Source organism: Nocardia sp. NBC_00511, assembly GCF_045161165.1.
GTDB lineage: Bacteria > Actinomycetota > Actinomycetes > Mycobacteriales > Mycobacteriaceae > Nocardia.
In genome coordinates this window covers 8,821,825-8,838,667 of the sequence record NZ_CP107849.1, presented here as the reverse complement: position 1 = coordinate 8,838,667, position 16,843 = coordinate 8,821,825, and the positions used below count along the sequence as shown (strand labels likewise).

At 66.1% G+C, this 16,843-nt stretch carries 17 protein-coding genes; 8 read left to right on the top strand and 9 right to left on the bottom strand.

All coding sequences use genetic code 11. The annotated features are described in order from the left end of the window. Positions 1–118 precede the first annotated feature (118 nt). From OG300_RS41185 to OG300_RS41160, 6 genes are all read right to left on the bottom strand, one after another. Positions 119–664, bottom strand: a complete 546-nt coding sequence (locus tag OG300_RS41185; protein WP_405490724.1) for a YceI family protein — start codon at positions 662–664, stop codon at positions 119–121. A 184-nt stretch (positions 665–848) separates the two neighbouring features. Next, entirely contained in the window at positions 849–1,334 is a 486-nt protein-coding gene (locus OG300_RS41180) for a cupin domain-containing protein (RefSeq protein ID WP_405490722.1), read from the bottom strand. Between the two features lie 86 nt (positions 1,335–1,420). Then, a complete protein-coding gene (locus OG300_RS41175; protein ID WP_405490720.1) occupies positions 1,421–2,878 on the bottom strand; it encodes an MFS transporter in 1,458 nt (485 codons plus the stop codon). 2 nt (positions 2,879–2,880) lie between these two features. After that, entirely contained in the window at positions 2,881–4,557 is a 1,677-nt protein-coding gene (locus OG300_RS41170; protein ID WP_405490718.1) for an AMP-binding protein, read from the bottom strand. 78 nt (positions 4,558–4,635) lie between these two features. After that, the gene (locus OG300_RS41165) at positions 4,636–6,096 is read right to left on the bottom strand and encodes a class I adenylate-forming enzyme family protein (protein WP_405490716.1); all 1,461 of its coding nucleotides are present in this window, start codon (positions 6,094–6,096) and stop codon (positions 4,636–4,638) included. Positions 6,097–6,274: 178 nt separating this feature from the next. Beyond that, a complete protein-coding gene (locus OG300_RS41160) occupies positions 6,275–7,132 on the bottom strand; it encodes an LLM class flavin-dependent oxidoreductase (RefSeq protein ID WP_405490714.1) in 858 nt (285 codons plus the stop codon). 241 nt (positions 7,133–7,373) lie between these two features. Here OG300_RS41160 and OG300_RS41155 point away from each other — a divergent pair, with 241 nt between their 5' ends. The 6 genes from OG300_RS41155 (at position 7,374) to OG300_RS41130 (ending at position 13,505) form a co-directional block, all read left to right on the top strand. Then, positions 7,374–7,799, top strand: a complete 426-nt coding sequence (locus tag OG300_RS41155) for a hypothetical protein (RefSeq protein WP_405490712.1) — start codon at positions 7,374–7,376, stop codon at positions 7,797–7,799. 59 nt (positions 7,800–7,858) lie between these two features. Further along, on the top strand, positions 7,859–11,140 hold the full coding sequence (locus tag OG300_RS41150) for a BTAD domain-containing putative transcriptional regulator (protein WP_405490710.1): 3,282 nt from the start codon (positions 7,859–7,861) through the stop codon (positions 11,138–11,140). 122 nt (positions 11,141–11,262) lie between these two features. Then, positions 11,263–11,421, top strand: coding sequence for a hypothetical protein (locus OG300_RS41145; RefSeq protein WP_405490708.1), 159 nt, complete (start codon positions 11,263–11,265; stop codon positions 11,419–11,421). A gap of 86 nt (positions 11,422–11,507) precedes the next feature. Next, positions 11,508–12,167: a hemerythrin domain-containing protein gene (locus OG300_RS41140; RefSeq protein WP_405490706.1), complete on the top strand. Its 660-nt coding sequence runs from the start codon at positions 11,508–11,510 to the stop codon at positions 12,165–12,167. Positions 12,168–12,172: 5 nt separating this feature from the next. Continuing rightward, positions 12,173–12,727, top strand: coding sequence for a TetR/AcrR family transcriptional regulator (locus OG300_RS41135; protein WP_405490704.1), 555 nt, complete (start codon positions 12,173–12,175; stop codon positions 12,725–12,727). A gap of 16 nt (positions 12,728–12,743) precedes the next feature. Beyond that, positions 12,744–13,505 (top strand): LLM class flavin-dependent oxidoreductase, encoded by a 762-nt coding sequence (locus tag OG300_RS41130; protein ID WP_405490702.1) that lies wholly within the window; start codon positions 12,744–12,746, stop codon positions 13,503–13,505. 357 nt (positions 13,506–13,862) lie between these two features. Here the strand turns inward: OG300_RS41130 and OG300_RS41125 are convergent, their stop codons facing one another. The 3 genes from OG300_RS41125 to OG300_RS41115 all read right to left on the bottom strand — a co-directional run bounded on the left by OG300_RS41125 (position 13,863) and on the right by OG300_RS41115 (position 15,954). Next, complete coding sequence (locus OG300_RS41125) at positions 13,863–14,267, bottom strand: hypothetical protein (RefSeq protein ID WP_405490700.1); 405 nt, start codon at positions 14,265–14,267, stop codon at positions 13,863–13,865. 68 nt (positions 14,268–14,335) lie between these two features. After that, a complete protein-coding gene (locus tag OG300_RS41120; RefSeq protein ID WP_405490698.1) occupies positions 14,336–14,806 on the bottom strand; it encodes a ricin-type beta-trefoil lectin domain protein in 471 nt (156 codons plus the stop codon). Between the two features lie 719 nt (positions 14,807–15,525). Then, complete coding sequence (locus tag OG300_RS41115) at positions 15,526–15,954, bottom strand: Hsp20/alpha crystallin family protein (protein WP_405490696.1); 429 nt, start codon at positions 15,952–15,954, stop codon at positions 15,526–15,528. A gap of 153 nt (positions 15,955–16,107) precedes the next feature. Here OG300_RS41115 and OG300_RS41110 point away from each other — a divergent pair, with 153 nt between their 5' ends. After that, the gene (locus OG300_RS41110) at positions 16,108–16,437 is read left to right on the top strand and encodes a MerR family transcriptional regulator (RefSeq protein WP_405490694.1); all 330 of its coding nucleotides are present in this window, start codon (positions 16,108–16,110) and stop codon (positions 16,435–16,437) included. Between the two features lie 39 nt (positions 16,438–16,476). After that, the gene (locus tag OG300_RS41105; RefSeq protein WP_405490692.1) at positions 16,477–16,827 is read left to right on the top strand and encodes an STAS domain-containing protein; all 351 of its coding nucleotides are present in this window, start codon (positions 16,477–16,479) and stop codon (positions 16,825–16,827) included. The last annotated feature ends 16 nt before the right edge of the window (positions 16,828–16,843 follow it).

Genomic DNA, 16,843 nt, shown 5'->3' with positions numbered 1-16,843 from the left:
GGTGCGCGACCACCTGGGTCAGGTGATCGACGCGGAGTGGCCGCTCATGCAGAGCCAGAGCCGACTCAGGGACACCGCCGCCGGCACCCTCCTGTCCGTGCGCGATCGATCCGATCGATCAGCTTTGCAGGGCGACCTCGATGCCGAGAGTCAAGGTGATCTTGTCGCCGATCACGGCGCCGCCGTCGGCTAGGGGCATGTCGATGGTGATGCCGAAGTCGCGGCGGTTGATGACGGTCTTGGCCTCGAAGCCCGCGACCGGGCCCTGACCCTGACCGGGATTCACCCCCAGGAATTCGACCTCCAGGGAGACCGGCCTGGTGACACCGGCGATGCTGAATTCGCCGTCGACCACGAAATCTTCACCCTTGACGCGGAATCCGGTGGATTTGAAGGTGGCGAGGGGGAAGTTCTCGGCGCTGAAGAAGTCGGCGGTGCGCAGGTGAGCGTCGCGCTGCGGGTTGTCGGTTGTCACCGAGTCCACGCGGATCTCGGCCTCGGCACTCGCGGAACCGTCCTCGCCGATGATGAGATTGCCAGAGAAGTCAGCGAAGCGGCCGCGGACCTTGCTCACCATCATGTGACGCACCGAGAATCCGAGCGTGGAATGTGCCGAATCGATTGCCCAGGTGCCAGCGGTCAAGGCGGTCGTGGTGGTGGTCATGAAGTGCTCCTTGGGTTTTGGAAGATGCGGCGGCCATATCCATAACTAGTGGATACGGCAACCAAATGAACGTGAGAGTGCGTGAGAGTATTCCGGTGGCCGTCGCGCCGGTCGCATCGCACGTGACGAGATCGCCGGGGCCGCTTACCTTCCCCTGGTCCACCGAGTTTCCTCGGAGCACAGGTCAGTTCCAGTCGGACCAGATCGGAGGCGGACCGACGACGATGACGCCGTAGCTTTCGAGGAAGTCCATGTGCTTGTCGTCTTCTCGCGCCTCGGCGGCGCCGATGCCCTTGAAATAGCCTTCGATCGCACCGGGCGTATTGCCGACCAGGATTTCGGCCTCCTCGGTGATGGGCTGGAAGGTGTGCGGGATATTGCGCGGCCCGTAGGCGAATGCGCCCGGACCCGCCTCGGTGATGACGCACTCCGGCAGGGAGTAACCGCCGATCCAGAAGCGGACCCGGCCCGAGAGAATGACCCAAAACTCGTCTTCCCGGGTGTGGTAGTGCAGCGGTGGCGCACCTTCCGGGGTGGCCTTGGCGCGCATGACGGTGAGAGCGCTCGCAGTCTCGTGCTCCGACAGCACCTGTTCGAAACCGCCGCTGTAGTAGCGCGTCTCGGGCTGGGTCCAGGGGGCGCGAACTCCGACGGGGCCTGCGTAAACCATCGTGATGTCCTTTCGAAGGGGTACGTCTTCCGGAGCAAGGACACCAATCCGCTGTCAGCAACGAATCAGTGTCCGATCACCGCGCCTCAACGTCTCCGGTACGCCGCCGCGGCCGCCAGGATGGCGACGACGGCAAGTCCGCCACAGGCTAGGAATCCCACCGCGAAGCCATGGGACAGTGCCTCCCGCAATGCACCGTGCGACGCCGCATCAGCGGACGACCGCCGCCGGGTGGCCTGCGTTGCGATCGTCACCAGCGCCGCCACCCCGACCGTGCCACCCGCCTGCTGTGCCGTTCCGAGCACCCCGGACATGACTCCCGAAGCGGCCGAGGGTATTCCATCGATTGCCGACAGCGTGACGCCGACCGTGACGCAACTGACCGCGAAACCGAGCAAGATCAATCCGGGTAGCAACATCAGGTAGGAATCGCGCACATGTGTCGCCAACCAGATCGCGACGCCCAGATAGCCGACCGCGCCCCCGACCATCAATGGCTGCGGACCGGTCCGCACCACCAGCTGTTTGGCGATTCCCGCCGCCACGAGCATGGCCAATCCGCACGGCAGGAACGCCAAACCTGTTTGCAGTGCCGAGAATTCGCGCACGTCCTGCATGAGACGGGTGCCGAAGAACAGGATCGGATACAGGCACCCGTAGCTTGCCGCCATCGTCACGATCGCCGCGCCGCGCACGCGATCCGACAGCAGGCCGAGCGGCAACATCGGTGCGGCAGCATACTTCTCGACCGCACGGAGGATGAGCGCCAGCAGGCCCGCCGCCGCAAGAAGCGTCACCGTCAGCGGCTCCGTCCAGCCGTGCATTCCAGCGCGAATTGCCCCGTAGACCAGACAGGTCAGCGCCGCCGTGCCGATCACCGCGCCCGGTAGGTCCAGTCCACGAGACCGCGCGCCCCTCGCGGCAGGCAGCACCGGTCGGGCCACCATCAGCAGCAGGATTCCCACGGGCACATTGACGAAGAAAACCCATCGCCACGAACCGAATTCGGTGAATACCCCGCCGAGCAGCTCACCGCCGATCGCTCCCAGCCCGGCCATCGCCGCATACAGCGTCATGGCGCGCTGCCGACTCGGCCCCTCCGGGTAGAGCACCGTCACCAGGGAAAGTGCCGCCGGTGCGACGGCGGCAGCGCCAAGGCCTTGCACCATGCGGCCGACGAGCAGCACGGCGGGAACCGTCGCCACCGCGGCGACCAGCGATCCGACAGTGAATACCGTGATACCGAGGACGAACATGCGGCGGCGGCCGAAGAGGTCTGCGGCCCGGCCGCCTACCAGCAGGAGCGCACCGAACACCAGCGTGTAGGCATCCACCACCCACGCCAGCCCGGAATCGGAGAATCCCAGCCCGTGCTGGATCGACGGAATCGCGATATTCACGATGGCCACGTCCAGCACGACCATGAACTGCGCGAGACAGATGATCGGTAATGCCCACCGGTGCAAGTGATCAGACGAAGTCGAGGTCTCGGGCCGCGCGCCGGGCACCGGCTGCGACAACTCGTCGAGATCGGGATATTTCATGGTCATACCGCCTTGGCGCTGAACGCCGCCCGATAGAGCTCGCGGCAAGCGCCCCGACGCAACTTGCCGCTCGTGGTCACCGGGACAGCGCCATGCGCTACGAACTGGATATCGATGAGCGCGATGTCGTGCACCGCCGCAACGGCCCGCCGCACGGCGTCCGCCACCTCGTCTTCGTCTGCGTCACCGGCGATTTCGGCCATCAGTACGGCGTTGCCTGCAAGCGAGAACACCGCGCAGGCATGGGATCGGATCGCTGGATGCGCCGCGGCGGCCGTCCGCTCCACATCGGCCGGAAGATGCCAATGTCCTTCCAGCACAAGCAGATCCGCGATGCGGCCCAGCACGAACAGTTCACCGTTGATCAAGCAGCCGAGATCCCCGGTCGGCAGCCAGCGGACACCGTCGAGCACGAAACCGAGGCTTCCGGTCGGCCGCCACCGGCGACCATTCATGTCCGATCGCGACTCGGGCGTGATCCAGTAGCGCCGCGCGACACTCGGTCCGCTCAGCAGGATCTGGCCGATCCGGCCGTCCTCGACCGGGGTAGCGGTTCCCAGACCGGCGATCATCACCGGGACGCCGGGGCCGGGGCGACCACTGGACACCACAGCCACGGCGTTCTCGCCGCCTTCCCGTAATACACCGCGGGCCAGGCCCTTTCGGTCCGCGTGCAGGACGACCGGTGATGCGCCCGGCGGCGTGATGCACACGTGCACTACCGCCTCCGCAAGCCCGTAGCCGGTATTGAGCACCTCCACGGGCAATCCCGCGTCGGCGAAACCCTCGACGAACGCACGCATGGTGGCCGGATCCAGGGCCTCGGCCGCGATCCGCGCCAGGCGCAGCTGCTCCAGCCGCATGTCACCGCGCTGCTCGGCCGGTATGCGCCGCAACAGCATCCGGTAGCCGAATTCCGGCAGCGCGATCATCGTGGCGGCGCGTTCGGACACCACCCGCAACCATCCGGCGGGGTCGGCGACGAAGTTCTGCGGTTGCGTCAGCAGGGCTTCGCAGCCGTCGAACAGCGGTTGCAGGACTTGGCTCACCAGACCGAGATCGTGGAACAGCGGCAACCATCCCACCAGGCGATCGTCGGGTGTGATCGAGTGATCGGCACTGGACAAGCGCAGGTTGGCCAGAATGCTCGCGTGGGTGTGCATCACGCCGCGCGGAGATCCTGTTGTGCCGCTCGTGTATTGCAGGTAGGCCACATCAGACGACCGGATTTCCATAGGGACGTACGGAGCCGGAATTGATGGATAGTCGTCCTCCCCCAGTTCGTCCGTCGTGACGGACGCGAGTCCCGACCCTTCCAGCAAAGGTCGCCATTCCCCCACTGTCAGTACGAGTTCCGGCGCGCAGTCCGCGACAATGGCGGCGAATCGTTGGGCCATCACCCCGGGCACGGGCGGTGGGGCCGGCACCGGAATCACGCCCGCGTACAGGCATCCGAAGAACGCTGCCACGAATTCCGGGCCGGTCGGATAGACCAGCAGCGCCCGGCTGCCGCGCGGTGCGCGATCGCGTAGTGCGCTCGCGACCAGCCGGGCCGCGGCATCCAGTTCCGCCAGCGTCGGGGAGCCTGTCTGCCGATCCAGGAAGATCAGCAGCCGGGTGTCCGGCCGGGATCGGGCGCGTTGGGTGAGCATTTCGGTGAGAGTGTCGACTTCGTGCATGGCCCCAGCACAGCGCCCACCGATCAGCATCCGGTCCGCATCCGATAAGCGCCGTTCCTCGACACCGGCGGACACTGTTCAGTGCGTGCGCACGGCGTCGGCCGGGAACCTGCGAGCCCGCAGCGCAAGCTTGTCGACCTTGCCGATTGCGTTGTGCGGCAGTTCATCCAGCAGATCGATGAAGTCGGGTCGCTTGTATTTGGCCAGGCTGCTCGCGCAGAGTGCGATCAGCTCCGCCGCGGTCGTCCACGCGCCCGGTCTCAGCACCACGAAAGCCGTGGGAATCTCACCGTATTTCGGATCCGGTGCACCGATAACCGCCGCCTCGTAGACGGCCGGGTGGGCAGTGAGGATGTCCTCGATCTCCTTGGGGTAGATGTTCTCACCACCTCGGATGATCATGTCCTTGATCCGACCAGCCACGATCAGATAGCCGTCCTCATCGAATCTGCCGATATCGCCGGTGTGCAGCCAGCCGCCTCGCAACGCGTGTGCTGTCTCGTCGGGCCGATGCAGGTAGCCGCGCATGACATGCGGTCCGGCGACGGCGATTTCACCGAGCTCGCCCCGGGCCGCCAGCGCGTCGTCCGGCCCCAAGATCGCGACCCGCTGTCCCGGAAACGGCAGTCCGACGGTGCCGGCCTTGCCGATGCCCTGTGGCGGATTGAGCGTCACTCCGCAGGTGGTCTCCGAAAGCCCGTATCCCTCACAGATTTTGATGCCGAACCGCGCCTCGAATCCAGTCAGCAGCTCGGCGGCTGCGGGCGCGGCACCACATATCGCCAACCGCACCGAGGAGATGTCTGCGGTGACCTCGGGCGGTAGCGCCGCCAGCATGGCGAAGATGGTCGGAACCCCGGAGAAATAAGTCGGGCGCACGATCTCGAGCGCCCGTAGGAAGCCTCGCGGTTCGAAACGGCCGTGGATGGTGACTCTGCCACCGGACCGCAGCGGCGCCAACACGCTCACAACAATGCCGTTGACATGGAACAGCGGCAGAATCAACAGTGCGTGATCGCGCTCGTCGAAGCTGAGGAAACCGTCCGCCATCACGTGCATAGCGATCAGATTGACGTGATCGAGCATGACGCCCTTGGGTTTTCCGGTCGTGCCGCTGGTGTAGATCAGCAATGCCAGTTCCGCTTCCATCGCTGGGGCGATGTACTCGACGTCGGCCGTGGCGAATTCGGCCACCTCGAGAATCGGCGCAGCCAATGCGATCCCATCGACGACCACCACGGCAGCCCCCGAATCGGCGATCTGATACTCGGCCTCGGCGGCGGTCAGCGCCGGATTGATCGGGGTGACCGCGGCGCCGAGCCGCCACGCGGCGAACATCAGCACCACGAACTCGACTCGATTGCCCAGCATCAAAGCCACCACATCACCCGCGCCGACCCCTCGCGCAGCCAATACGGCTGCGGCACGGCGCGTTTCGATGAGGAATTCGGCATTGTCCAGGGCCCGGTCGTCGTCGGCGATACAGGGCAGATCGGGCGATCGAGCGGCTCGTAGCTCGGGTAGCTCGGCGTAGTGCATGGTCGTCCTTCGTCCAGTGGCGCCGCCTGATACAGCGCCATCGTGGCGCTATTGCACCGAGCACCGATCACCGTCCGATCAGTATTCGTTCACCTCGCCGGTCGATATCGCCCGGATGCGCTGACCCAGCGTTTCAGCGTCGCGATGCAACGCCGACCAAATCACCACCGCAACAGGCCTACAGCACCACTTCGGCGAGGCGACGCACGTCGTCCAGCTGGTCGGTGCCCGGGTTGAAGATCAGCTCGTCGACGCCGAGGTCGGCGTAGATCTGGAGGGTTTCACGCAGCGCCGCGGGTGTGCTGTTGACGCCGGTGGCCATGAAGTCGGCGCGCTGCGGATCGAGGCTCGCGTAGTAGTCGCGGACATTCGCGCGGCCTGCGTCCGGATCACCGAATGCGAAGTAGCTCACGCCGACCAGCCGGGGCTCGCCGTCGCGGTCGGCTTCCTGCCAGGCCCTGCGGGCCTGCTCAAAGGAGTCCGCGACCAGCTGCGCGGGAGCGGCGGGGCCGATGTAACCCTGTCCCGAGCGGGCCATACGCGCGTAGGCCGCCGGTGCGAAAGCACCGAACAGCAACGGGATCTCGCGGGTTCCCTGCGGCACCGCGGGGTTCTCCCCGCCAACCGCGTGACCCTGCCACACCCGTCGGTACACCTCGATGTCGGCATCGAGCCGCCGCCCCCGCCCGCGGTGGCCGCATCCCTCCGCCACGAAGTCATCCGCCCGCTCGTCGGTGCCGACACCGAGACCCAGTGTGAGCCGGCCACCCGAGATGCCATCGATGCCCGCGATCTCCTTGGCCAGCAAGGTAGCCGGCCACACCGGGCCGAGCAGTATGTGGCTGAGCAGGCCGATGCGAGTGGTAGCGCCTGCCGCGGCGGCCAAAGCCACCGTATCCATGACACCCGGATACGCAATGCGGCCGGTTGTGCCGAGGGTCGCGAAGCCCGACTCCTCGGCTCGCACAGCCCATTCCGGGATTACGGTGGGACGTAGGTCGCGTACCTGATTGGGGAGTCCAATTCCGATTTTCATCTCTTGGTCCTTCGTGTTGGAATCCGCCGTGCTGAGCCGTCGGCGTATCGGTCAGGGAAGTGGCCGCTGGTTCAAGGACATCCGGCGGTGATCACCGGCGAGTAAGCATCCGATCACCGCTCCCTGCACACTGGACGATTCGATGCTGATTGCCCCCTGATCGCACGCGGCCACGATGACCGCGTCCCGGTCGCCCGGACCGGGACGTCAGGAGATGAGAATGCGCTTCACCCCTTCACCAATGGCTTCCGCACCTCGCCGCCGAATGCTCGCGACGTTCGCCGGTCTCGGCCTGCTCACGAGCATCGTCGGCACCGGATCCGCCACGGCAGTGCCCAGTACCGGTTCGGGAGGCGTCTCCGGACAGTGCGCCGGACCGGCTATCGCGCGCGTCTGCGTCGACACCGACCTGACGCGGGGCACGGTCGAGTACTGGGGCTACACCAGTTACCCCGATGGCGACCGCTGCAACCTGGTGTTGCAGCTGATGGACGGCGATTGGCCGGTATTCACCACCCCGTTCGCCTGCGGGACCGGATTCCAATCGCATACGCCGGGAGGTCTGGCCAATCCGGCCGCCGGGCACAGCTACCACGCCGAAATGCAGGTGCACTGGTCCGACGGCCGAGTGGACCACTACTCGAGCCCGAGCGTGACCTGGAATTGATTCGATCCTTCTAGCGCGGATTCACGCTCCCAGGAAGCGCTCCGTAAACTGTTGCGCAAATGTTGCGCTTCAAGGTGTTGGGAACGTTCGAGGTCACGCGGGGTGAGGGTGCGCTGGAGATGCGTCCCCGGCATCGGGAGGTGCTGGCGCGGTTGCTGATCGCGCGGGGGCGGGCAGTTCCGGTGGATGTCCTGGTCAGTGAGATGTGGCCGGACGCACCGTCGACCAAGGCGCTCGGAACGCTGCAGACCTTCGTCGCTGATCTACGGCGGATACTCGAGCCCGAACGGGCACCGCGGACACCGGCCCGCATTCTGGTGAGCATTCCACCGGGCTATGCCCTACGCATCGACGACGACGCGGTCGACGCCTGGCGTTTCGAACAGCTCGTACGGGGTGCCGACGACACTGGCGACGCCCCGCACGAGTCCCTGGCGCAGCTCGACTCCGCGCTCGCGCTGTGGAAGCGCGGGCTGCCGTACGTGAGCCTGACCGACATCCCGTGGGTATGCGGCGAGATCACCCGGCTGACCGAACTGTGGTCACGCGCGGTCGAACGACGCGCCGAACTGGCGCTGCAGCTGGGCCGCGCCGCCGAGGTCGTCGCGGATCTGCGCGAGTACACCGCCGACTACCCCATGCGCGAGGAAGGCTGGCGGTTACTCGCCACCGGGTTGTACCGCTCGGCGCGACAGGCCGAGGCATTGGACGCCCTGCGACAAGCCCGCCGAACGCTGGCCGATGAGCTGGGTATCGACCCGGGGCCCAGGCTTCAACAGCTCGAAGCCGACATCCTCGGACAGGCAACATATTTGGCGCCGGACACGGGCTTATATCTGGCGTCGAGCACGGCCGTGCGGACGGAACCGGACCACCAGTCCCCCACTGCGAGGCCGACTTCGGATCGGACAACGCAGCCGAAGGCCGAGTCGGGGACTCTGATCGGCCGCGACGAGGAACTCGCCACACTGCTGTCCGCGGCGGAAGAGGTTGCGGCGGGACGGCTTCGGGTCGTATTGATCGCCGCCGAGCCAGGTGGCGGGAAGACGGCGCTGGCCACCGAGCTGACTCGGCGCCTCATCGCGGATGGCTGGCTCACGGTATGGGGCCGCTGCCCGGAAGTCGAGGGCATTCCGCCCGGCTGGCCGTGGGCCGAGATCCTGCACGACCTAACTGGGGCCGGATTCGCGCTAGCTCCCGACGCGGCGCGGGCACTGGCTCCCCTGATCGACGGCACGACTGCCGACGGCGACGCCGGCACCGCAAGGTTCCGCATGCACCGCGCCCTCGCCGCCGAGATCGCCGCGGCGGCGTCACACCATCCGCTGTTGATCGTGCTGGACGATCTGCACCGCGCCGATACCGAATCTTTGACGCTGTTCGCCCGAATCGCTCAGGAAAGCAACGATATTCCCGTGCTGCTCGTCGGCACGTACCGACCACAGGAGGACACTCCGGCCCTCGCCGAAACGATCGCGCGTATTGCCCCCGGCGCCCCGGTGCGACTCGAGCTGACCGGTCTCGACGTCGACGCGATCGCCCAGATCGTCGCGACCAGTGTCGAGGTCGGCGAAACGACACTGCACGCGATTGCCGAACGCACCTCCGGCAATCCGTTCTTCGTCCAGGAGACCGCCCGCCTGCTCGCCTCCGAGGGAACCCGCGCCTTGTCGAAAGTACCCACGGGCGTGCGCGATGTCGTCATGCGCCGGGCGGCGCTGCTGCCACTGGACACCCAGGTTCTACTGCACCGCGCCACCATTCTCGGCCGCGAGATCGACGTCGACGTACTCACCGCCATGGCCGAGGGCACATCCGAAGATGCCGTCATCGACGGACTCGAGGCCGCGGTGCTGCTCGGACTGCTCGAGGAGACAGCCAGCGGCGACCTCCGATTCACGCACGTGCTGATCCGAGAAACCCTGTACACCACCATCTTCGGGATACGCCGCAGCAGGTGGCACGCGCAGGCCGCACAGGCCATCGAGGCCGTCCGGCCGAACAACGTCACCGCGCTCGCCCACCACTACCTGGCTGCCGGCACCCAATGGTCGGACGCCGCAGCCCGGTATGCCCGCGCTGCCGCGGAATTGGCCGAGACCCGTTTCGCGCACTCCGATGCCATCCGCTGGTGGCGGGCGGCCCTCGGTGCCGCCGATCAGACACCCGGATGCGACCCTCGGCGTCGGCTCGAACTCGTCATCGGGCTCGCGCGCGCACTCGCCCTGTCCGGCGCGGCCATGGAAGCCCGTGACTATCGCATACAGGCGTTGGAATCGGCTGTGGCACTGCATGACCCGGAGCTCGCGGCGCGAGTGATCGCAGCCTTCGAGGTCCCGATGTTCTGGACCGACGGCGACTACGGCAGTGTCTCGGAACCAGTGGTTCGACTGCTACAGCAGGTGCTCGACGGCCTGGCGCCGGGTGACAGCGACGACCGCTGCACCGTGCTGATCCACCTGTCGATCGAACTCCTCGGCAGCGGTGACGATCAGGCAGCGCGCTTGGCCGCGGACGCCGAACAGATGGCGCGACGCCTGAACCATCCGAGACAGCTCGTGCAGGCACTGAACGCTCGCTTCCACAGCGAATACCACCACGCCGGGCTCTCCGCCGAGCGCGCCGAAATCGGCGCCGAACTGCTGGCAGTAGCGCAGCGGCACGAGATGGGGATGGCGCAGGCCCTGGGCCGCTACTTCCTCATGTGCGGCCACGCGGGCACCGGGGCTTTCGACGTCGCGGCCGGACACGCAGACGCCTTGCGCAAGCTGTGCATTCGCTACGACCTGCCGCAGGGCGTGCGGCTTGCCGACCTCTTCGATGCGCTATGGCTGCAAAAGCAGGAACGACGCGCCGAGTCGGAGCACGCCTATGCGGTCGTCGCCGATCAGCTCGCCGAGGCCGGGTTCTGGGGCATCGTGCATTCACTGCGGACCTACTCGCGATTCTCCCGGCTCTGGGCGCAGGGAAGAGCCGGGGACATGGTCGAGGAGTTGCGCGAATTCCATGAGGAGACACACGCTCTCGGACTCACGGCGTGGGCATACGCGCTGGCGCTGATCGAATCCGGCCGTATCGAGGAAGCCCGCACGGTCGCTGAGCGTGCCGAACTCATTCGCCGCGATTACATGTTCGAGGTCCAGATGGGACTGCTCGGCACAGTCGGAATCGCCCTGGACCGCGCGGACTGGGTCGAACTCGCCTATCGCGAACTCCTTCCCGCCGCAGGCAACGACGCCGGAGCGGGCGCCGCGTGGATGAGCCTCGGCCCGGTATCGGACTTCCTGACCAGGTTCGCGGCCTACCTGAACGAACCAGCCGCCACCCTGATCGGGGGCTGATCGGGGCCTGATGTTCGGTCCCCAGCGTCACAACGGGTGTATGCCTAGACGACACGCACCCATGGATTACCCTCCTCCGCACGGCCTTTCGCTACGCACCACACCGGCCCGGCGCCGTTGACGTGAACGCGTTCACCGACCGCGCGCACGATGACCGCAGCGTGTTCACCTTGTTCGTGAACTTCACCTTCAGCCATCCCGTGCTCACCGCGCGCAGCGCGGCCCTGCGCGACCACAGCCGCCGCGGCAATCTCTTCTGGCCGCCCCGCCGGCCGCACTGATTCGGCACTGATCGGCGGCTGAGCAGTCCGCCGCACCATGACATTCACCGAGCGCGAACACCCGCGCCGACAAGGAGGAGAGAACTATGCCCCCGGTCGCCGATCTCAGGCCCGACGTGCAGGACATGATCGTGGTACACCGCAACTTCCGGCACCAGTTCACACACGCGCCCGAGCTCATTCGTGGACTGCGAGAAGGTGATACGGCACGAATCCGATTGGTCATCGACCATCTGCGCTTCGTGCTGACCGGACTGGAGGCGCATCATGGCAGCGAGGACGACCTGCTGTGGCCGAAATTGCAGGAACGGGTCATCCCGCTGCCCGAGTCGATCTCGCGGATGGAGGACCAGCATCACCAGCTCGATGTCCTCACCGCGAAACTTACTGCGACACTGGATGATTTGGCCGTCCATGTCGAACCCGGGCTACGAGAGAAAGCTGCCGAATTATGCCAGGAGCTGGCATTGGTGGTGGATGCGCACATGACCGAGGAAGAAGAGACGATCCTGCCGCTGGCCGCCGCGCACCTCACCGCCGCCGAATGGGATGAACTTGGCGAACGCGGGCTGGCGAAGCTACAGAAGAAAGACCTGCTGCCCGCGCTGAGCTCCCTGCTGGCCATCGCCACTCCCGAGGAGCGAAAGGCGTTCCTCGCCAAGGCGCCCGCGCCGGCGCGGCTATTGTGGCGGCTCGTCGGCCGCCGCGCCCACGCCCGCAGCGAGGCTCGGCTCTACGGAATCTGAGCGGCGTGCTCGAACTGATGCCGGTGCGGCGCGCGGACGGCGCCCGGAATGCCGCGCGCATCGTGTCCGCCGCTCGGCAACTCATCGACGAGCGCGGCAGCGACCTTGTCCTTGACGAGGTCGCGCGGCGCGCCGGAGTGGGCAGCCCGACGCTCTACCGCAATTTCCCGGCCCGGCCCGACCTGCTGGCGGTCGTCTATCAAGACGAGGCCAACGAATTGATCGGGCTCGCAACAGAACTACTCGACGCACCGGATGCCGGGACCGCGTTGTTCGCCTGGCTGGATAGCTTCGCCGATCATGTGGGTTCCCTACCGCCACTGGCACTCGCGGTCACCGGGTGCACTCCGGAGCATCCGGGACCGATCTTCGAGCGCTGGTATGCCGCGCTCTCCGTCGCGGCAACCGGTTTGCTCGACCGCGCACAGGACAGCGGCGCCGTTCGCACCGGAATCGACGCCACCGGGCTGCTGGCACTGGTCGGCACAATCGCCGTCCTGGATCCGCGGCACTACCAATTCCGCCCCATGGAATTGATTCGCGGCGGCCTGACCACCTGAGCACAGGAGAATACGAATGCAGATCGGTTTCGCACTGCCGCAGTTCGGAGGGCAGGCACGCACCGGTGGCGCGGTGGCCCGATTCGCACGGGAGCTCGAAGCCGCAGGCGCACACAGTCTTTGGGTCGACGACCGACTACTGGATCCGCTCGTCCTGCTGGCCGTGGCCGCAGGCGTCACCGAACGTGTACGACTGGGCACCAATGTCCTCGTGGCTCCGCTCTACCCGCCGGCCATGCTGGCACAGCAGCTCACCACCGTCGATGTCCTGAGCGCAGGCCGATTGACCGCCGGATTCGGAATCGGCTCGTTACCGGAGGCGTACCGGGTGGCCGGGGTTCCATTCCATGAACGCGACGTGCGCCTCGAGGAGACTCTGGACGCTTTGGAAGCCATCTGGAGCGTTCAGACGCCGCGCCCGCCAATCCATCTCGCGGGCGCCACCCCACAAAGCCTCGCCCGCATCGGCCGACGCGCAGACGGTTGGCTACCGGTGCTACCCGTCCCCACCCCGCTGGAACAATATGGCCACCTCCTCCAGCAGCGCGAAACCGTCGTCCGCGCCGCGGAAGCAGCCGATCGCGACCCGAACGCCATCGAGACAACCATCCGAATCAATGCCACCGCCGGAACACCCCTGCAGGACATAGCCGAAGCGGTACACCAACTCTCCGACCGCACACTGTTCGACACCGTGCTCATGGACCTGCACGACGCAACCGACAGTACGGACCATGCCCTGGACGCCACCCTCCACCTACTGGAGCTACTGAGCTGACGAAATGCTCGCGGGCTTGCCCGGGGGGCACGTGATCCAGTTTCGCTGTACCCGGGTGTGGGGGTAGAACTCTCTGCACTCGGCATGTCAGTGCGTTGATCATGCTCGGTGGGCATCCCTTCGGAATGGCCGACAATGACGCACCACAGGATCCTCCACGCCGCGGGGGCCACCGACAGCAACCACCGAGTGCAGAGTTCGAGATCGTGATCGCCGAAGGCGCCGATGGTGAAGCGCTGGCGCGACGCCAAGCCGAGGTGCTGTGGGAGATCACCAAATGGCAGGCATCGCGACAACACCAGCCGCCCAGAACCTGAATACGCGACGCTTCCGCACGGAGATCAATACCGAGGCACCCTAGCGCCGACTGCTCAGGACGAAATCGGCTTCGATGACCAGCCTCCCAGCGAGAAGATGCTGGTCGGTCCCGTTCCCATCTATATCGTGCCCTGCCGGGGGCGCCACGCAGATGGGACCACGATGGTCCCGTTCTGCTGCAAGCGACAGCCCGGCACCACCCCGTCCGGTGGTGCCGATGCGATTGGGCGTTGCCACCGACGCCTGCCTGGCTGCCCGATATGTGACGGCGGCGGTCTGGCCGACAAGCGTGATCCGGTAGGTCACCCGGTGATGGGTCTTGTTGGAGAGGACCTCCAGTCGAAGGGCTTCGAACACGGTGCGGGCCAGCGATTCCGGCACTTCTTCCACCGGTGTGTACCCAATCGGCAGGAGATCAATCAGCTCGGGGTTCGGGGCTGTCACCTCGGTGGCCTCGAGTTCCTGGAGTCTCGCGGCCAGACAGGAATTTGGTTCGAGTGTTCAGCCCGCCGTCACCACTGCTGCGCGGGTCCGCCGTTGCACGGGATGACCTGAACGACGCTCGTGAGGGTGCTGCCCTCGAGGGTTTGGCCGTCCAGACACATCGCTCCGTCGAGGCCATTGTGGAAAGTGTTGCCGGGGCCGGTGAACCACTCCTGCACGAGGCCGCCGTTGCACGGGATGACTTGAGCGACTCCGGTCAGGGAGATGCCGTCCATTGTCTGCGCGTCGAGGCACATACCTGGGTTGAGGCCGTTTCGCAGGCTGTTGGCGGATCCGTTGATCCACTGCTGCGCGGGCCCACTGTTGCAGGTGATGACCTGAGCGACCCCCGTCAATGTGACACCGTCCATCGTCTGCGCATCCAGACACGTGCCCTGAACGAGCCCATTGACCAGCGTCATACTCGCCGCCGAAGCCGACGGCGCGCAGATCACCATTGCCGCGGCGGCCAGCGCGGCCCCTGTCGCGAGCACCCGCACCGGCTGCCGACTCCCCCACGAACCGTCCGCCGACTGACGCACTCGGGAAAAACGCGACTTCTTCATATCGTCCCCTCCGCATCGCATCCCGCATCCCGGAGCGACTTCCGTTGTAGCCGAACATCTTCCGTCCGACGCGATACGAAAGTATCCAGGCCAGCTTTCAAGATCCTTAACAACTTTCACGGGCCCGACCCGCCCGATCGCACTCGACATCGTCGTTTTGCCATGCTGTAGGCGGGGAAGTCCTCGTCATCGAGGTAGCCTGCCCCGCCGGTGGGTGTCGTATCCGGTTGCCGCATAACACCTCTCACGGTTTTCCAACGGCGGCAGGCCCCGGCGCGGGTGCGCCGGGGCCTGGAATCCACGTATACGAAAAGAGAACGACTCATCAGCCCCTGTGGGCCGATGCTGTACCGCGCGTCCAACATGTCTCGGGATGCGCGACGGGTATCGGGTTACTCAGTGGCCACCTCCATGTGCGTCGGGTACTGCTTGTCAACCAAGGTCCTCGTCGTGCTCACCGCCCCCTCCGGCGGCCGGTCCAGCCGCGGGGGTTCGGCCGGATTCTCGTCATCGCCGGAGGGGACGGTTGCATACCTCTTACCAGGCAGTTCACCTGCCCAGCCACTCGATCTCCCACTTGAACGACAGTTAAATTACACACTACAACCGGGAATGTCTACAGGTTCCAGTGCATATTTTTCATTGAGTCCGGATCAGGCGTTGATCACCTGGCGTTCGGATTCGGGTGCGGGACGGGCGATCTCGATCTTGCGGGGCTTGGCCTTCTCCGCGACCGGGATCGCTAGGCGCAGCACACCGTCGCGGTAGTCCGCGCGGATCCTGTCGGTGTCGAGGCTCTCGCCCAGCACCAGCTGCCGGGAGAAGACCCCGCGAGGGCGTTCGGCCGCGAGCATCGACCGGCCGGGGTCCAGTTCCGGGCGCGAGGCCCGCACGGTCACCACATTGCGTTCCACATCCAGATCCAAGGACTCGGGATCGATACCCGGCAGGTCGAACTCGACGAGGAACTGATCGTCCTCACGCCAGGCATCCATCGGCATCGCCGCGGGTCGGGCCGCGGTGCCGAACACCTGCTGCGTCAGGCGATCCAGGTCACGGAAGGGATCAGTGCGCATCAGCATGGTCGCCACCTCAACTCACTCCATTCTCGATAGTCGCTTCACCAGATAACCTCTGCCATCTGGCATAGATATTATTTAGCACTCTGTACAGGTGACCGCAAGTGTCCGCACGAGGTAATCTGTCGAAGTAGGACGACACAGACAGGAGCGCCGATGCGCCCACCACCCGACCGCACACACCTGCCCCGCGCCGGGCAGGCGGTGTACGCGATCTCCGTGGCCGCGGAACTGGCCGGAATCGGGGTACAGACCCTGCGTCTCTACGAGCAACACGGCCTGATCACTCCCATCCGCAGCGCGGGCGGCACCCGCCGCTACAGCGGCGACGACCTCGCGCGCCTGCAACGCATCACCGACCTGGCCGAGCAAGGAGTCAACCTCGCCGGCATCGGACGCATCCTCGACCTCGAAGACACCAACGCCGCGCTCACCGACGAACGCGACCAACTCCGCGCCGACACCCCCCAACCGCGCACCCCCTGACCACGAGCGCGAAGCGAAACCTCGCGAAGGGAGCCCCCGATGCACGAGCCCGACCCGACCCGGCTCCTACAGGTGCACGTCGACACCGAGGACCCGATACCGGTACTCACCGCGACCGGCGAAGTCGACCTCGTGTCCGCACCCGTCCTGGAACGGGCCCTGCGCCACGCGCTGGAACAGGCCCCGCGCACCGTGGTGCTGGACCTGTCGCAGGTCACCTTCTTCGCATCGGTGGGCATCGCCGTGCTGATCACCGCCACACGCAGCTGCCCCGAACCGCTGCGCATCGTGGCCCCCTACCCGGTGCGACGCCCGCTCGAAGTCACCGGCGTCGCCGAACTGTTCGCCCTCTGCGACAGCCTCGACACCGCACTCACCAGTACCGTTTAACGAGCATCAGCCGTTC

Bases quoted from the DNA above. Each gene is read 5' to 3' on its own strand.
- OG300_RS41185 (WP_405490724.1), bottom strand. From the start codon at position 664: ATGACCACCACCACGACCGCCTTGACCGCTGGCACCTGGGCAATCGAT.
- OG300_RS41180 (WP_405490722.1), bottom strand. From the start codon at position 1,334: ATGGTTTACGCAGGCCCCGTCGGAGTTCGCGCCCCCTGGACCCAGCCC.
- OG300_RS41175 (WP_405490720.1), bottom strand. From the start codon at position 2,878: ATGAAATATCCCGATCTCGACGAGTTGTCGCAGCCGGTGCCCGGCGCG.
- OG300_RS41170 (WP_405490718.1), bottom strand. From the start codon at position 4,557: ATGCACGAAGTCGACACTCTCACCGAAATGCTCACCCAACGCGCCCGA.
- OG300_RS41165 (WP_405490716.1), bottom strand. From the start codon at position 6,096: ATGCACTACGCCGAGCTACCCGAGCTACGAGCCGCTCGATCGCCCGAT.
- OG300_RS41160 (WP_405490714.1), bottom strand. From the start codon at position 7,132: ATGAAAATCGGAATTGGACTCCCCAATCAGGTACGCGACCTACGTCCC.
- OG300_RS41155 (WP_405490712.1), top strand. From the start codon at position 7,374: ATGGCTTCCGCACCTCGCCGCCGAATGCTCGCGACGTTCGCCGGTCTC.
- OG300_RS41150 (WP_405490710.1), top strand. From the start codon at position 7,859: ATGTTGCGCTTCAAGGTGTTGGGAACGTTCGAGGTCACGCGGGGTGAG.
- OG300_RS41140 (WP_405490706.1), top strand. From the start codon at position 11,508: ATGCCCCCGGTCGCCGATCTCAGGCCCGACGTGCAGGACATGATCGTG.
- OG300_RS41130 (WP_405490702.1), top strand. From the start codon at position 12,744: ATGCAGATCGGTTTCGCACTGCCGCAGTTCGGAGGGCAGGCACGCACC.
- OG300_RS41115 (WP_405490696.1), bottom strand. From the start codon at position 15,954: ATGCTGATGCGCACTGATCCCTTCCGTGACCTGGATCGCCTGACGCAG.
- OG300_RS41110 (WP_405490694.1), top strand. From the start codon at position 16,108: ATGCGCCCACCACCCGACCGCACACACCTGCCCCGCGCCGGGCAGGCG.
- OG300_RS41105 (WP_405490692.1), top strand. From the start codon at position 16,477: ATGCACGAGCCCGACCCGACCCGGCTCCTACAGGTGCACGTCGACACC.